This is a genomic window from Halosolutus halophilus (assembly GCF_022869805.1).
Classification (GTDB): Archaea; Halobacteriota; Halobacteria; order Halobacteriales; family Natrialbaceae; genus Halosolutus; species Halosolutus halophilus.
This window is the reverse complement of the sequence record NZ_CP094974.1, coordinates 682,007-696,008: the sequence shown is the minus strand read 5'-3', so window position 1 is coordinate 696,008 and position 14,002 is coordinate 682,007. Positions and strand designations below refer to the sequence as shown.

The following is a 14,002-nucleotide window of genomic DNA, read 5'->3' as shown; positions in this document are numbered from 1 at the left end:
AATTATAAATAGGTGGGATAATATGCATGTGGATGTATGCCACGAAAGCATTCAGATGCTTCAGGTAGTAGTCGGAGATCGGTTCTCAAAATCACGGCCGTTAGCGGAATCGGGGCGGTTGCCGGCTGTCTCGGCGGACAAAGCGGTACTGGAGGCGGGGGCGGGGATGGAGAATTCACGTTGGATTTTGCGACGGCGTACACGGAAGGTACCACAGAACATTACCCTGTGATGCAAAAGGCGTTCATTGAGAACGTCGAGGCGGAGACGGACGGCCGAATCCAAGTCAATCATCATCCCGGTGGTGTGCTCGGAGCAGGCGCTGAACTCGCAAATCAAGTCCAAAACAATACGATCCAGGCGGCTCAATTCTCGTTTGCCAACTTTTCACCGTATGCCAGTGCGGTGGACCTCGTCAACCTTCCGTACTTTGCCGGAACGAACCAAGAGTTTGTGAACCTTGTCACGAGCGATGCCTGGAATGATATTGTTCACGAAAACGTGCGTGAAAATGGATTTGAACCCTTGTTCTATCTCGTGATTGATCCACGTGCTGTTGCTGTGGGAGATGCCGTGGATGAGCCAATACTGTCGCCGTCGGACATGGCAGGGCTGCGGCACCGGGTCCCCGGTTCTGACATCTTATCCGAGGCATGGGGAATGGTCGATGCGAATCCGACACCTGTTGATTGGGGTGAAACACCGTCCGCAATTCAAGAAGGGGTTGCGGATACAGTCCACACGGCTCCCGAAGCATACGTTGCTTTCGGCTTTGAAGACATCATTTCACACGTCACCTTGACGAATATTGTTGAAGACGCTCAGGTGTATGCTGTGAACTCGGAGTGGTACCAGAGCCTCCCAGAGGACCTGCAGGACGGACTTTCAAGTGCAGCAGAACAGACGTTCGAACAAAACCTCGAGCAAGTCCCGATCTCTCGAGAGAACTCGTACGAGGTCCTTGAAGATAACGGGGTGGAAATTCACAGTCTGAATGACGATGAACTCGAGGAGTGGCGTAATGAGATGGCATATGATCAATCGGACTGGGATGACTGGAAGGTGGAGTTGGCGGGTGATATGGAAACGTTCGAACGGTTAGAGGAAGCCACCCAGGAACAGAGTGATTTCACCGTTGATGAACCATAGTACAGATGAGCACCACAGAACCCTCGTTCAGTGTTAATGGACGCTTCCGGAGTAGCGTGGCGAATATCATTTATTATTTGAACAGTAATGCAGAACGGGTGTTACTGCTCACCCTGTATACCTATATCGTCTTTATCATCGGGACAGAGGTATTCCGCCGATTCGTTCTCAACATGTCCAGCTTGTGGGGGCCAGAATCAGCGCGGTATATGTTCATATATTTAACATGGATCGGCGCGAGCTGGGGCGTCAACGAACGGCTGCATATTCGAATAGATATTATCCACGATTACGTTTCCGAACGCACTACTGGGCTACTATATGTGCTCGGGGATCTCATGATGCTGATATTCTCTGTCGCGGCGATACAGATCTCAATCCCGCTCATACAGAATTCAATAACATTTGGATCGGTCAGCCAAGCGCTACGCGTGAACCTCGCCTTCTTCCAGGTCGCGATCCCGTTTGGGATGTCACTCTTTGTGATCCGAATATTGCAAGCAACGTATAGGGACGTCCAAGACATAAAGAACGGCGAACCGGTCTACAAAGGAGAAACATTATTCAGTGAGTGATCATGGTAGGATTTGAAGTGATACTCCCAGTAGTATTAATGATCGTTTTGATGCTACTAGGGGTTCCTGTAATCGCTTGGTTAGGGATCGGCACATTAGTACTGTTACAAATGACTAGCATCTTGCCGTTTTCGATCGTCGGGGAATCCATATTCAATGGATTAAATTCGTTCCCCCTGATTGCTGTTCCCCTGTTCATTCTTACAGGGGATGCACTGGCAGGAACCGGTTTATCCGAAAAATTGCTCCAATTCGCTGAAGCCGTCTTTGCCGGGTTCAGTAGCGCTCTCGGCACAGCTACTTTATTCGGTTGTGGGCTGTTTGCAGCAATTAGTGGCTCGAACGCATCCGCTGCTGCAGCAGTTGGTCGGATGACTATCAATTATCTTGATGACACAGGATACGATCGGTCATATGCTTCTGCTCTTATTGCTAGTGGTGCGTCCACTGGTATTCTCATTCCGCCAAGTATTGCGTACATTATTGCCGGCGTTGCTCTCGGCGTTTCAGCGTCTACGCTCTTTCTTGCGGCATTTATCCCGGGAATCATCGTACTTTCTGGATTAATCCTCACAAATATGTTTGTTAACCATAAGGAAAATTATGAGCAAGCCACGGGTCATCCCGAACCGAAAGAAGTCGGTAATTCGGTTTGGGAGGCGAAATTCGCTCTAATGATCCCGGTGATCATTCTTGGCGGGATTTATTCAGGTGTTTTTACACCGAGCGAGGCAGCAGCCGTGGCTGTCCTCCTGACAATAGTTATCGGCGTCGCAGGTGGGCGGCTTCCACTCTCCGACTTCCCCGGAATGTTCGAGAGAAGTGCACTAGTTAACGGGGTTATTTCACCGATTATTGCAGTCGCGATTTTATTTAGTCAAGTTCTTTCCGCACTCCGTCTCCCCCAACAGGTCGTCGGCTATCTCACGGCACTCACCACTAATTTTTACTTGATAATTATAATAATGTTTATTATATTTATGATTGCGGGAGCTGTAATGGAAACGACACCGAACATTCTAATTCTGGGCCCGTTACTCCTACCAGTAGCGACGGAGGTCGGAATGGATCCGGTCCACTTCGTCGTATTCATGGTGTCTGCTCTCGGAATCGGATTCATGACACCGCCAATCGGACTCAACCTCTACGTTATGGCAGGGATTAGTGGGGAACCGATCACAAAGATCGCCAAGCGCTCCATCCCGTTCATAATATCTATGACGATAATCGTCCTCGCGATCGGGATGATCCCTGCCATCTCGATGATCTGGCTCTAACATCTATCTCATCTATTCTCTTTGAAAAGTAGATTCGATCCTTCTTTGGAATGGAATTATCATCAAAAACTATAAGTGTGGTGGTGAGTACATTGCTAACATGGGGTTCAAGCAAACAGCTGCAAGAGCATCACTGGCGGTATCAACAGCGTTATTTTTAATTTACATGATTTACTTACTAGCCATGTGGCAAGAAATTGAACCGATTTCGGGGATGCTTAGCGGAGTTGCTCAGTTCGTTCTACTCTTAGTAATGTCATTCTCCTTCACGGTGGCAATATTGTTGTATGAGGATATGGATAAAGAGCTCCGAGCTCAAAGCACGGTATAACACGCGATCACGCCCCACGGGACCAGACGAACCCACTAGCAGTCGGCCGGCAGTGCTTCTCGACTAGTTTTCAGGCTGTCGAATTCGGACGGCTCACGGCTCGAGGGGCAATTCGTTCAACGACCGAACGAGAGCCTGGAGCGCGACTACGAACGACGTGATATCCAAGGCCAGCGCGCAGAGCAGCAGACGGAGTCCGCCGAAACGTCGATCGCCTCACGCTACGGTCGTACCCCTGCCGTGTCGGGTTTTCCGGCGGCTTTCCGTCGTCTCGCTCCAGCGCTATTGCCGGTGTCTGTCATCGCCCTCTGACGCGATGCGAACACGTGACTGTACGCAGGCCTATCCCCGGCAGACGACAGATTCGAAGTCGCTATCGGTACGACAGTCGTGAGATTAAATTACATATAGGAAGTGTACATTCGTAGAGCAGGATTCCCACGCTGTAGAGCCTACACACGTGCATTAGTGGCTTATCTGTCCCCAAATACACCACTTTAGAACTTCTGGACGGTCAATACAGAATAATAGCTCAAAATTCGATTGAAGAGTTATACTACATATTATTGCAAAAATAATTCCCTGCAAGTACCGAATTCGGAGTGCTAAATCAAAATAAAGTTTCTGAGAATTCGTTATGAATAAAGAAGAATATACCCAACTAAATACAGGGATGTGCAGTTGGGGTGTACGGATGAGTAGTCTCTCAACGTGCCCAAAAATTCGTCACCTGTACTCCTCGGGAGTGAGATGCGGACCCGGAGCGCCGCGTGAGCGGCGGGTCCATCGCGGGCCAGTGACAGCGAAGTCCGGTCACTTGTCGCCGCCCACGTCACCTACTCGGGTGACACCGAGGTAGTCACCGTCGCGGTCCGATCGCCCAGCGAGGTCGTTTCCATCGCTCTCCGCCGTCCCATCGATCGGCCGCCGGCAGGCACAGTGAGCGTCGCCTTCTCACACCGAGTGTGCCTCAGCGCCGTCCCGCGCGATCGGGCTCGATGGCTGGCGGATCGACGTCGGCTATCCCGCGGATCGCGACGAGGCCGGGCGGTGGTTACAAGCGGGCGAGGACGGAGAAGACGGTGACGTGACCGTTACGTGTCCGACTGAGTCCACGAACTGAATTCAGACTTCTACTGGCGGGCGCTTGCTTTGGGCAGAGTATGTGAGAAGGCAGTAGTCGTACCCGTCGGCACCTGACCGAGGGAGCGGACCTTTTTGCCGATCGGTTCGGTATTGCGTCGTATGCAAGCCGTTGTGCCCGTGGCGGGGAAGGGAACCCGCCTGCGGCCGCTGACGGACGACCGACCCAAGGCGCTCGTCTCGGTCGCCGGGCAGCCGCTGCTCACGCACGTGTTCGCGATTCCTCTGCTAGATCCAGCGGCGCAATCATGGACCCGAGCAGCTGCCCTTGGCACCAGAGTCGAGTACCTCCCATCGTTGACTTGCTGTCCCTCCTAAGCTGCAGACGTGGGATAGATCGTTACCTAACGTGCCGTGATAAACTCAGCGTGATTGTTTCTGCTATTCTCTCACAACCTCACAGCCCTTTCCGATGTCGCAAAGGGTAACAGATCAAGGAATTCTTCTCTGGTATCCTTTGCCTGCTGTTCTGCCTGTTGTTTCGTTACTCGAATCCTACGTTTGGCATCCCATAGTTCGTAGTTGTAACTCCATTTATCAGTATAATCAGCCATATCCTCGACATGAGTTTGTGCCTGCTGTTCAACCACATCCCTCGACAGATCGTCTCCTTCACTCCTTGCGGCAGAGACTACATCTGCAGTTACTATTTCGACAGTGTTGTCAATCGCTTCCCCCATCCCCTCAGCGAACACAACCCGGATTCCCCAATGAATCTGGCTTAGAACCCATGAGTACGCTTCCCAGCCAATGTGTCTTCCAACAGCGTTGATGAGGCGTCTGTTCGCCCAGCCCGTCACACCGAATGCGGTTTTATACGCAACAGGAATTCCTGCGGCGAGCAGTATGATTTCTACAGCGACTAGTGCCACGCGCTTGAAAAACTCGGTGTAGGTCTCCTTCGCTATTTCCTTCCCAGTTTCTACCTGACTGTGAATAGAGCATCCCTCGTCAAGCACTCCTTTGATGCTCAAGACGAGCGGGACGTATTTCGTCCCATCGCGGACTTTCTCCACCATTTCTTCGATTTTCTTTACAACACCGTCTGAGATCACGCCGAGGTTTTCTACGAAATATGCGAGATAACCGAGATTCTCAGCGGCCCAGTCAGCGATTTCCGTTGTACTCGCCACGTCTGCGAGTTGACTCAGATATCCAGATTCCTCCGATGGGTCTGATCCGGTTAGATTCTCCACATTCCCGTATGCGTAGCAGACATGGTTAACGGCTTCAAACGTGGCTTCCTCTAATGTGGCACGATCCCAGTTCTCGTCAAAGAAGTGAGCGACTGCATAGCTATATTCCTCCAGGAAGTCGCTATCCGGAGTAATCGTAGAAGCAGTTGAAAACCCAACCGTGGATGTAGCTGCCGAAGCCGTTGAGTATAGGAATGTTCTGCGATGCACTGTTCAACCGTTCTACATCTTGTTCAGTAATAAAAGTGAGTCTTCGAACTAGTAGTGTACAGTTGTTTCAAGCCTGGTTTTTGTGTCGAGGATCTGTGCCCGGGGTGCCTAACAGTCCGCAGTGGTAGTGTGGTGAGAGCGAAGCCGTCCGCGGTTTCGCTCTTGCTGATCGGTCGAGTGGTTCCGCCTCTATGGTGCGGCACGCGACCGGTAGAGACTATGTAGCCGGACAGGATCGAACCGAACCTAGTGGGGCCCCCGATATCGCAACGACGACTGGCCTGGCGCCGATCCAAGCCGATCGCACCTACGTAGGCTGGGTCCTCGTGAGCGCACCGATCGGGGACGACGTTTACGTGATGACGGGTGCGACGCTCGTCGACGCCGAGGTGGAGCGATCGGTGGTCTTCCCGGACGCGACGCTCAAGGGGACGACGGTACGCCGTTCGATCATCGACGCGGGGTCCTACCTCGAAGGGGTGGCGCGCTCCAGCGCGCTGATCGGGCCGACCACACGGATTCCAGCGCGTTCCGAGTCGGACGCCGACTAACCGAGGTCGTAGTCCCACCGATCGGTTTCGAGTTGGGACATGTTAGAGCGTCGGGCGATGGGGAAATCGGGCCGAGTTTGCCCCGTTATCGCGTTTGTACCTACTCCTGCAGAGGCAGTCATTGCGACAACGAACGCAGCGGGTGAGAGCCGCAGCACCGTGCCAACTTCGTCCGGAGAAAGACCGCGCTCGGACTACTGGGAGGACGACTCTGCCGCGGCTTCCGTCTCCGCTGTCCCGTCGGTATACTGTGCACAGACGCGCCGCAGGCCCTCTTCGATGTCGATCGCGGGTGCCCACCCGGTCGCGGCTTCGAACGCCGACGTATCGGCACAGGTGTCGTGGACGTAGCCGTCGTCGGGGATCGGGTTCGCGACGTACTCGGGCTCGATATCGGTCCCCAGTTCCGCGTTGAGCATCGCGACGAGGTCGGTGACGCTGTCGGCGTCGCCCGTGCCGAGGTTGTAGATCCCGTGAGGTCGTGCTCGGCGGCGAGTTCGAGCCCGCGGACGATGTCGGAGACGTGGGTGAGGTCCCGCGTCTGCGTGCCGTCGCCGTAGAGGACGGGTGCGTCGCCGTTGGCGAGGTCGTCGGCGAACTGGGCGATCACGTTCGCGTACTCGCCCGTGTGTGCCTCGGCGCCACCGTAGCCCTGGGAGACCGAGAAGAACCGCATTCCGGCGACGTGCATGTCGTAGTGGGTCGCGACGTACTCGCCGTAGCGTTCCCGCGCGAGTTTGGACGCCTCGTACCCCGTGTTGACGGCGACCTTGTTGACGGCGACCTCCATGTCCACGGGCGGCGGCTCGGTCCGGCTGCCGTAGATCGACGACGTCGAGGCGTAGACGATCGTCTCACAGCCGTCCGCCCGGGCCTGTTCGATCGTGTTGACGAACCCCTCGACGTTGACGCGGGCGCCACGTGCGGGATCGTCCTCGTGCATCGCGTACGACGAGAGCGCCGCGAGGTGGAAGACGACGTCGACGTCCGTCGGGAGGTCGTCCTCGAGGACGCTCCGGTCGTGGAACTCGACGGCGGCGGCGAGATTTTCTGGGGTCCCGAGATAACCGTCGTCGACGGCGATCACCTCGTTCTGGTCGGCGAGGTGGTTCGCGAGGTTCGAGCCGATAACGCCGGCCCCGCCTGTGACGAGGACGCGGTTGTTGTCCATCATTCGGATGCTATCAGTTGTCCGTAATAAGGATCGTCAGTACTTCTGATCTGTATTAGCAGCGGTCGTGGAGCTATTGCGGACGCTCACGACCAGATCTGGGCGCTCGGAACCCCGCACTCGGGACAGACGACTGCGTCGTTGCCGTTGTACGTCTCGCGAATGAGTTCGCCGTCCCCGCAAAACGTACACTCCGCCCCTTCCAATGATCCGAGCACCGAGTCACGCGTAGTTACATCCCCTGATATTCCCTGCATCGTTTTGAACTGTCCCATTACTTGGATATAATTTTCGGCTGAGAACTGGTCTCCGACCTGCGAGGGGGGTGCTGGTCGCGAGTCGAGCAACGTCGACCCAGGACTCGAGACCAGACACCGCAACATACCACGTCGAAACAGCCCGATTTAGGTCGCAGTCAGCGATTCAAACGCCTATTCGTAGTGGTCGGTGTCGCCCGCCCCCTGAGCAGCAGTGAGCGCTACTCGGTCACTACGCTCGTCGAGTTGCTGAACGCGGAACTCGGGACGGCTCGACCCGACAGACGTCGAGAACCCAATCTCCGACGTGTATGTCCAGGACTCGTGTGCAGAGGCATCAAACCTCCAGGATACAATCGGTAGGGTACTCAAAATCGAGTTCGAAGTTGGCATCGAACGAATCGGCTGTCCCGACACCCAGTCCAACTAGTCGTCGCTTCGGTTCTCGCTGATTGTTTCCCAGATCTCGACACAACCAGCCCCATCGTCGACATCCGCGAGATGCGACCGCTCATCCGCTTCTTCTTCGATTTCTGAGTTACTCATGATCTTAGTAACGGCACTTGTGGTAAGCATCATAAACATTGTGATTTTGCAACCATTGTTCTTGTCGGCTTCCCGTGGTCCGGACGACCCCCGAGGACGACACGGAACGGTGCGTCGTTCGCCTCATCGGGAGATTGACAATGGCTGCTCCCGGTGCTATGGATCATGACTGACGACGCCGACGCGCTGTTCGAGCACCTCGAGTTGAAGGAGTACGAGACGACCGCGCTGAATCACCTGCTGCGGCTCGGTCAGACGACGGCGCCGAACCTCGCGGACGCAACGGGCATTCCCCGCGCACGGATTTATACCGTCCTCGACGACCTCGCCAACCAGGGCTACATCAAACTCATTCCCGGGCGGCCGAAACAGTACAAAGCGAAGCCGCCCGCTGCGATCCTCGAGCAGGCCCAACAGAATCGCCAGCGGGAATACGAGCAGTTCTGTGACGAACTCGAAGCCGTGCAGGAGGCGTTCCTCGACCGGTTCGAGCCGTTGTACGAGCAAGCGAGTGACGATATTACGCCTGCCGAGGAACTGTTCTACGTCGTCGACGTCGGCGAGCCGAGCGAGCGCGAGACCCGATCGCTGTACCGTGAGGCGACGGACACCGTCCACGTCATCACGAAGAGTTTCGAGTACTTCGAGGCCGTCGAACCGGCAGTCCAAGACGCACTCGATCGGGGCGTCTCGATCTACGCCCTCTTTCTCCATCCCGAAAACTTATCGGCCGAGAATCAGGCCAAACAGCGCACGACGCGGGAGTACATCGCTGACGCGTACCCCGAGATCGCGATCCGGTTCAGTACCGAGTTGCTCCCCTGGCGCGGCACGCTGATCGATCCCAGCATGGACTACGAGACGGGCCGGGCGATCGTCCTCGTCGAAGAAACGGATGTCCCGTTGCATATGCGCCAGGCCGCGGTCACCGAGAACGGCTCGTTCGTTGCCGGCTTACACCGGTACGTCGAGCTCATCTGGGAACACGAGAGCGTCGGCTCCGTCGAGTGATCGCTCCCTACGTGTCCTGCGCCGGCGCGTCCTGCCCAGCGGCGTCCTGGATGAGCTCGCGGATCGTCTCCGCGACCGTGTGCTCGGGCGTCCAGCCGAGATCGGCGTGCGTGCGCGTCGTCTCGACGGGGAACTCGTCGACCAGCGTTTCGCCGGCACGCGGGTTCTCCACGAGCGTCACCTCGGGCCTGCCACCGAGTTCGTCGTCGGCGATTCGGGCGACCATCTCCGCCGTCTCCTGGACGCTCGGATCCTCGTCGGACGCGAGCGTGTACTTCTCGACGCCCGTCTCGCCACGTGCGAGTTGCCGGTGGAGCCGTTCAGCGCTGCGAACGTATGCACGTGCGATGTCTTTGACGTGGACGAAGTTCCGCGATTGCGTGCCGGGTTCGTAGACGGTCAGGGGCTCGCCGGCCAGCGCCCGGTTGACGAAGAAGTTGATGACGGTCCCTTTCGAGATCGTCTGGCCGCCGACCTGGTGCTCCCCGTAGAGGTTCGACTTCAGGTAGACGTGTGCCGGGAACGCGTCGTCGGCCAGCGTCTCGATCGCTTGCTCGCCGAGGACTTTCGTCCGCCCGTACCAGTTCAGCGGGTCGCGCGGATCGTCGGCCGTGATCGGGAACGCGTCGGGATCGCCGATGATCGCCATACTCGCGGGGAAGATCAACCCCGCGCCGTGCTGGCGGCAGAACCACGCCACGTTGTTCGTCCCGGTGACGTTGACCGCATACGCGAGGTCGGCGTTGTCCTCGCAGTCGTCGACGCCGCTGAGGGCGGCGAGATGCATCACGATGTCGGCGCCCTCGAGCGCCGCTGCGAGCCGGTCGCGATCCCGGATGTCGACGTGGTCGACGGTGACATCGCCGATGTCGCGGACGGTGCCCCGATAGAAGTTATCGAGCGCGGTGATCGACCACTCGGGATGGGTCGCCTGGAGCCGGTCGACGACCCGGCTGCCGATGTAGCCCGCTGCGCCGGTCACCGCGATGGTGAGGTTCTCGTCAGTCATCGTTCTGGATGGAGGGGCTTGCGCTGACGTCGTCGGCTGGGTCATCGCCGACACCGCCATTGCGGGGCGCTTGGTGCTGGAACTGGGCGGCGAGATCGCGCACCCCCTCGCGGAGGGTCCACTCGGGGTCGAACCCGGTCTCCGCGAGCAGGTCGAAGTTGACGTGGTACGACGGCCCGGGATTCTTCTCTTCGAGATACGAGACCTCGAGGTCCGTGTCCAGTTCCTCGCGGACGATCTCGGCGATCGTCTCGATGCGATAGTTCTCGTCGGTCGAGCCGACGTTGTAGACCGGCGCCGCCCACGCGGCGGGCTCACAGACGGCCTGGTGATACGCCCGTGCCGCATCCCGGACGTGAATGAACGGCCGCCAGTTGCTCCCGTCACCGTAGACGGTCAGCGGCCGATCGGTCAGCGCCCTGAAAACGAAGTGATTGACGACGAGGTTGAACCGGATACCCGGCGCGTAGCCGTAGTTCGTACTCATCCGGAGTGCCGTCCCCGTAAACGCGCCGTCGTCGACGTACTCGCGCAGGAGGTCCTCGCCTTCGTACTTCGTCTCCGCGTACGGGTTGAGGGGGTCGGGCTCCGTCGTTTCGTCGATCTCCGTGCTGGTCGCGCGCCCGTAGTTGTTACACGAGGAGGCGAAGACGACGTGGTCGACGCCGACCTTCTGGGCCGCGTTGAACACGTTGCGCGTCCCCTCGAGGTTGACCGCCCGCGTCTCGTCGACGCGATCGTGGGTGCTCGCCGCCCCCGTGATCGCCGCCAGGTGGATCACGCGGTCGACGCCCCGCATCGCGGTTTCGACGTCGCCGTAGTTGCGGACGTCGCCGCGGACGAACGCGAGGTCCCCGTCGAATCGGGCCCCGACGAGGTTCGCCGGCGAGCCGCTCGCGAGCGAGTCGAGGACGGTGACCCGGTCGATCCGGTCGTCGGCCTGGAGCTGCGGGATGAGCGCGCTCCCGATGTAGCCACAGCCGCCGGTGACGAGGACGTGCATACCGGATCGCTCAGTTGGCATCGGGGGTGGCTTCGGCCTCGGGCTCGTCGGCAGCGTCCTCCTCGTAGGTGAGTTCCGTTTCGTCGGCCGTCTCCCAGTCGTCGAGGACGCCCGGCAGGAAGCGATCCTCGTGGGCCGTGATCGTCTCGTCGTACTCGACGAGCGTTTCGAGGATGTCGCGGACGCCCTCGGTGAACGTCTGGCGCTGCTCGCCGATCAGGGCCATGTAGCGCTCGTTCTCGATCTCCATCTTGTGGGTCTCGTCCTCGTCGCGCGGGTTCTCGAAGTGTTCGACGGCGACGTCGAGGTCGAACTCGTCGCCGACGTCGGCGATGGTGTTGGCCATCTCGACGATGCTGATCGCGCGCGTGACCTGGTTGTAGACGGCGTGCTCGGCGGGCCGGTCGGCCGGATCGCCGAGGGCGAGCCGGGCGAGGCCTTCGACGGCGTCCTCGAGGCTGATGAACGGTTTGCGCTGTTCGCCCTTGCCGTAGACGGTCATGGGGTAGCCCGCGATGGCCTGGGCGCAAAAGCGGTGGGCGACGACCCCGAAGTAGTAGTCGAAGTCGAACCGGGTGTTCAGTCGCGGATCCGCCGCAGTCTCGGCGGTCTGGGTCCCGTAGGTGATCGCGGTGCGGACGTCCGAGATCGGGATGTCGAACTGCTTGTGCGCGAGCCGCATGTTGGCGGCGTCGTGGCTCTTGGTGAGGTGGTACCACGAGCCCGCCATCGCCGGGAACGGGACCTCGTCGCGGGCGCCGTCGTGCTCCATCGTCGCGCCACCTTCCGGGATGGGGAACTCCGGCGCGCCGTAGATGCCCGTCGTCGTCGTCTCGATGAAGTGCGTGTCAGTCAGGTCGTGTTCCTCCAGCCCCCACAGCAGGTTCCGGGTCGCCTGCAGGTTGTTGTGCTGGGTGTAGTTGGCGCGCTCGCCGTTGATCTGGGAGTACGGCGCCGACGGCTGGGCCGCCGTGTGGACGACGGTGTCGGGTTCGTGGATCTCGAGGAGTTCGTCGACGAACGCCTTCTCCGTGAGGTCGCCCTCGACAAAGGAGAGGTTGTGACAGCCGTGGACCTCCCGCGCGGCGTCGAGGCGCTCCTCGGGCGAGGCGATCGGCGTGGCGCTCGTGCTACCGACCTCCTCGACCCACTCCCGCCGCGCGCAGTTGTCGACGAGTACGATCCGATCGTCAGTGCGTGCTGCGATCCGCAGTGCCGTTGGCCAGCCGAGATAGCCATCGGCGCCAGTCAAAAGTATCGTCATCTGTTACTCACGTTCCGAATGACAAGTCTGTGTGATAAGTCTTGTTGTTCTGATGTGACGGGTTGCTTAAAGGGTGGCGTGGAACAGGTGACTTTTCGCGGGCGGGCCGATAGAATTATATCGATTAGGTAATACCAGCCAATTGGTGTGATTAGTCGCGATTACCGATCACGGGGGGTGAGACTAGAATGGTAGGCGTCCTCGATCTGGTGCTTGGTGGGATCGCCATCGGAATCCTCGTCTGGGGGTTCGAGCGCTACCGGTCCCGATTCGTAAAATCCGATCTCCTGATCGCGGGGGTACTCGCCGGGGGGATTCTGCTCTTCGTCGTCCTCCCGGGCGTGTACGACGTTGTTGGCGATGCGCTGAATATCGAACAGCGGTTCGTATTGCTGTCGCTGCTGGCCCATTTGGCGACGCTCGCGGTCGTGCTCTATCTCCTCGCGGCGCTTCGCGAGGCGAACGCCCGGTTTGGCGACCTCGTGCGCAACCTCTCCGCCGACCAAGTCGCAGAAACAGATGGTGGGGAGCGCACGATCTTCGTCGTCATTCCGGCCTACAACGAGGGGGCGACGATCCGGTCGGTCGTCCAATCGTTGCCGGAGACCATCCGGGGCTACGCCGTCCAACCGGTGGTCGTCTCGGATGGCTCCGCCGACGACACCGCCGAGAACGCCAAGTACAACGGCACCGCCGTCGTCGAACATCCCGTCAATCAGGGCCAGGGTGGGGCGTTGAAAACCGGCTTCCAGATCGCACTCGATCGGGGCGCGTCGATCGTCGTGACGATGGACGGCGATGGCCAGCATCCCGCGGACGAACTCGAGCGGTTGGTCTCGCCCGTGATCGACGACGAGGCGGACTACGTGATGGGCTCGCGGTACAAAGGGGAAGACCACTCCGGCAACAGTCTCGTCCGCGAAAGCGGGATCCAGGTCTTTACGTGGCTGATCAACGTGCTGACGAAGTCCACGATTACGGACTGTACGAACGGCTTCCGCGCGATTCGGGCGACCGGGCTCGAAGAGATGCAACTGACCGAAGAGCGATTCAGTGCCCCCGAGTTGATCATCGAGGCGCGAAAGAACGGCCTTCGGATGCAGGAAATCCCGATCACGATCGAAGAGCGACAGGCTGGCGAGACGAAGAAGCCCCAGATAAAGTATGCTCTCGGTATTACTCGAACAATTTTGACTGCTTGGATCCGATAATTGGAAGGTTTCTCAAATTGCGCTGGGGTCAAAAGCTACCTTCTGCTACTTCGAACTGAGTCTCAAACGTCAGCGAGTGCTTTGACTGCCATAAACAC

General features: G+C 58.3%; 12 protein-coding genes and 3 pseudogenes. 9 read left to right on the top strand and 6 right to left on the bottom strand.

All coding sequences use genetic code 11. The features are described 5' to 3' along the window. The first annotated feature begins 36 nt into the window (after positions 1 to 36). From MUG98_RS03470 to MUG98_RS03450, 6 genes and pseudogenes are all read left to right on the top strand, one after another. On the top strand, positions 37 to 1,149 hold the full coding sequence (locus MUG98_RS03470) for a TRAP transporter substrate-binding protein (RefSeq protein WP_265110778.1): 1,113 nt from the start codon (positions 37 to 39) through the stop codon (positions 1,147 to 1,149). A gap of 5 nt (positions 1,150 to 1,154) precedes the next feature. Then, complete coding sequence (locus MUG98_RS03465; RefSeq protein WP_265110777.1) at positions 1,155 to 1,724, top strand: TRAP transporter small permease; 570 nt, start codon at positions 1,155 to 1,157, stop codon at positions 1,722 to 1,724. Between the two features lie 2 nt (positions 1,725 to 1,726). Beyond that, complete coding sequence (locus MUG98_RS03460; RefSeq protein ID WP_265110776.1) at positions 1,727 to 3,001, top strand: TRAP transporter large permease; 1,275 nt, start codon at positions 1,727 to 1,729, stop codon at positions 2,999 to 3,001. 100 nt (positions 3,002 to 3,101) lie between these two features. Then, a complete protein-coding gene (locus tag MUG98_RS03455) occupies positions 3,102 to 3,332 on the top strand; it encodes a hypothetical protein (protein ID WP_265110775.1) in 231 nt (76 codons plus the stop codon). A gap of 985 nt (positions 3,333 to 4,317) precedes the next feature. Beyond that, a pseudogene (locus MUG98_RS25360) lies at positions 4,318 to 4,455 on the top strand (UTP--glucose-1-phosphate uridylyltransferase); the annotation flags it as partial. A gap of 122 nt (positions 4,456 to 4,577) precedes the next feature. Then, a pseudogene (locus MUG98_RS03450) lies at positions 4,578 to 4,691 on the top strand (sugar phosphate nucleotidyltransferase); the annotation flags it as partial. Between the two features lie 173 nt (positions 4,692 to 4,864). Here MUG98_RS03450 and MUG98_RS03445 read toward each other — a convergent pair. Continuing rightward, entirely contained in the window at positions 4,865 to 5,881 is a 1,017-nt protein-coding gene (locus MUG98_RS03445) for a hypothetical protein (protein ID WP_265110774.1), read from the bottom strand. Positions 5,882 to 6,207: 326 nt separating this feature from the next. On the opposite strand from MUG98_RS03445, the gene MUG98_RS03440 reads away from it, so the two are divergent. After that, positions 6,208 to 6,432 (top strand): hypothetical protein, encoded by a 225-nt coding sequence (locus tag MUG98_RS03440; protein WP_265110773.1) that lies wholly within the window; start codon positions 6,208 to 6,210, stop codon positions 6,430 to 6,432. A 194-nt stretch (positions 6,433 to 6,626) separates the two neighbouring features. Here MUG98_RS03440 and MUG98_RS03435 read toward each other — a convergent pair. Both MUG98_RS03435 and MUG98_RS03430 read right to left on the bottom strand, forming a co-directional pair. Beyond that, positions 6,627 to 7,603 (bottom strand): annotated as a pseudogene (locus tag MUG98_RS03435) (NAD-dependent epimerase/dehydratase family protein). 86 nt (positions 7,604 to 7,689) lie between these two features. Continuing rightward, complete coding sequence (locus MUG98_RS03430) at positions 7,690 to 7,821, bottom strand: HVO_A0556 family zinc finger protein (protein WP_265112572.1); 132 nt, start codon at positions 7,819 to 7,821, stop codon at positions 7,690 to 7,692. 750 nt (positions 7,822 to 8,571) lie between these two features. Between MUG98_RS03430 and MUG98_RS03425 the strand changes: the two genes are divergently transcribed. After that, positions 8,572 to 9,417, top strand: coding sequence for a TrmB family transcriptional regulator (locus MUG98_RS03425; protein WP_265110772.1), 846 nt, complete (start codon positions 8,572 to 8,574; stop codon positions 9,415 to 9,417). Between the two features lie 7 nt (positions 9,418 to 9,424). Here the strand turns inward: MUG98_RS03425 and MUG98_RS03420 are convergent, their stop codons facing one another. Genes MUG98_RS03420 through MUG98_RS03410 form a run of 3 tightly spaced genes read right to left on the bottom strand, consistent with a single transcriptional unit; the run spans position 9,425 to position 12,693 of the window. Further along, complete coding sequence (locus tag MUG98_RS03420) at positions 9,425 to 10,426, bottom strand: NAD-dependent epimerase/dehydratase family protein (RefSeq protein WP_265110771.1); 1,002 nt, start codon at positions 10,424 to 10,426, stop codon at positions 9,425 to 9,427. Continuing rightward, entirely contained in the window at positions 10,419 to 11,429 is a 1,011-nt protein-coding gene (locus MUG98_RS03415) for an NAD-dependent epimerase/dehydratase family protein (RefSeq protein WP_265112543.1), read from the bottom strand. The genes MUG98_RS03420 and MUG98_RS03415 overlap by 8 nt, the downstream gene beginning before the upstream one ends. A 10-nt stretch (positions 11,430 to 11,439) precedes the next feature. Then, complete coding sequence (locus MUG98_RS03410) at positions 11,440 to 12,693, bottom strand: NAD-dependent epimerase/dehydratase family protein (protein WP_265110770.1); 1,254 nt, start codon at positions 12,691 to 12,693, stop codon at positions 11,440 to 11,442. Positions 12,694 to 12,881: 188 nt separating this feature from the next. On the opposite strand from MUG98_RS03410, the gene MUG98_RS03405 reads away from it, so the two are divergent. Continuing rightward, the gene (locus tag MUG98_RS03405; RefSeq protein WP_265110769.1) at positions 12,882 to 13,904 is read left to right on the top strand and encodes a glycosyltransferase family 2 protein; all 1,023 of its coding nucleotides are present in this window, start codon (positions 12,882 to 12,884) and stop codon (positions 13,902 to 13,904) included. The last annotated feature ends 98 nt before the right edge of the window (positions 13,905 to 14,002 follow it).

Coding starts and splice junctions, on each gene's coding strand:
- MUG98_RS03470 (WP_265110778.1), top strand. CDS start 37: ATGCCACGAAAGCATTCAGATGCTTCAGGTAGTAGTCGGAGATCGGTT.
- MUG98_RS03465 (WP_265110777.1), top strand. CDS start 1,155: ATGAGCACCACAGAACCCTCGTTCAGTGTTAATGGACGCTTCCGGAGT.
- MUG98_RS03460 (WP_265110776.1), top strand. CDS start 1,727: ATGGTAGGATTTGAAGTGATACTCCCAGTAGTATTAATGATCGTTTTG.
- MUG98_RS03455 (WP_265110775.1), top strand. CDS start 3,102: ATGGGGTTCAAGCAAACAGCTGCAAGAGCATCACTGGCGGTATCAACA.
- MUG98_RS03425 (WP_265110772.1), top strand. CDS start 8,572: ATGACTGACGACGCCGACGCGCTGTTCGAGCACCTCGAGTTGAAGGAG.
- MUG98_RS03420 (WP_265110771.1), bottom strand. CDS start 10,426: ATGACTGACGAGAACCTCACCATCGCGGTGACCGGCGCAGCGGGCTAC.
- MUG98_RS03415 (WP_265112543.1), bottom strand. CDS start 11,429: ATGCACGTCCTCGTCACCGGCGGCTGTGGCTACATCGGGAGCGCGCTC.
- MUG98_RS03410 (WP_265110770.1), bottom strand. CDS start 12,693: ATGACGATACTTTTGACTGGCGCCGATGGCTATCTCGGCTGGCCAACG.
- MUG98_RS03405 (WP_265110769.1), top strand. CDS start 12,882: ATGGTAGGCGTCCTCGATCTGGTGCTTGGTGGGATCGCCATCGGAATC.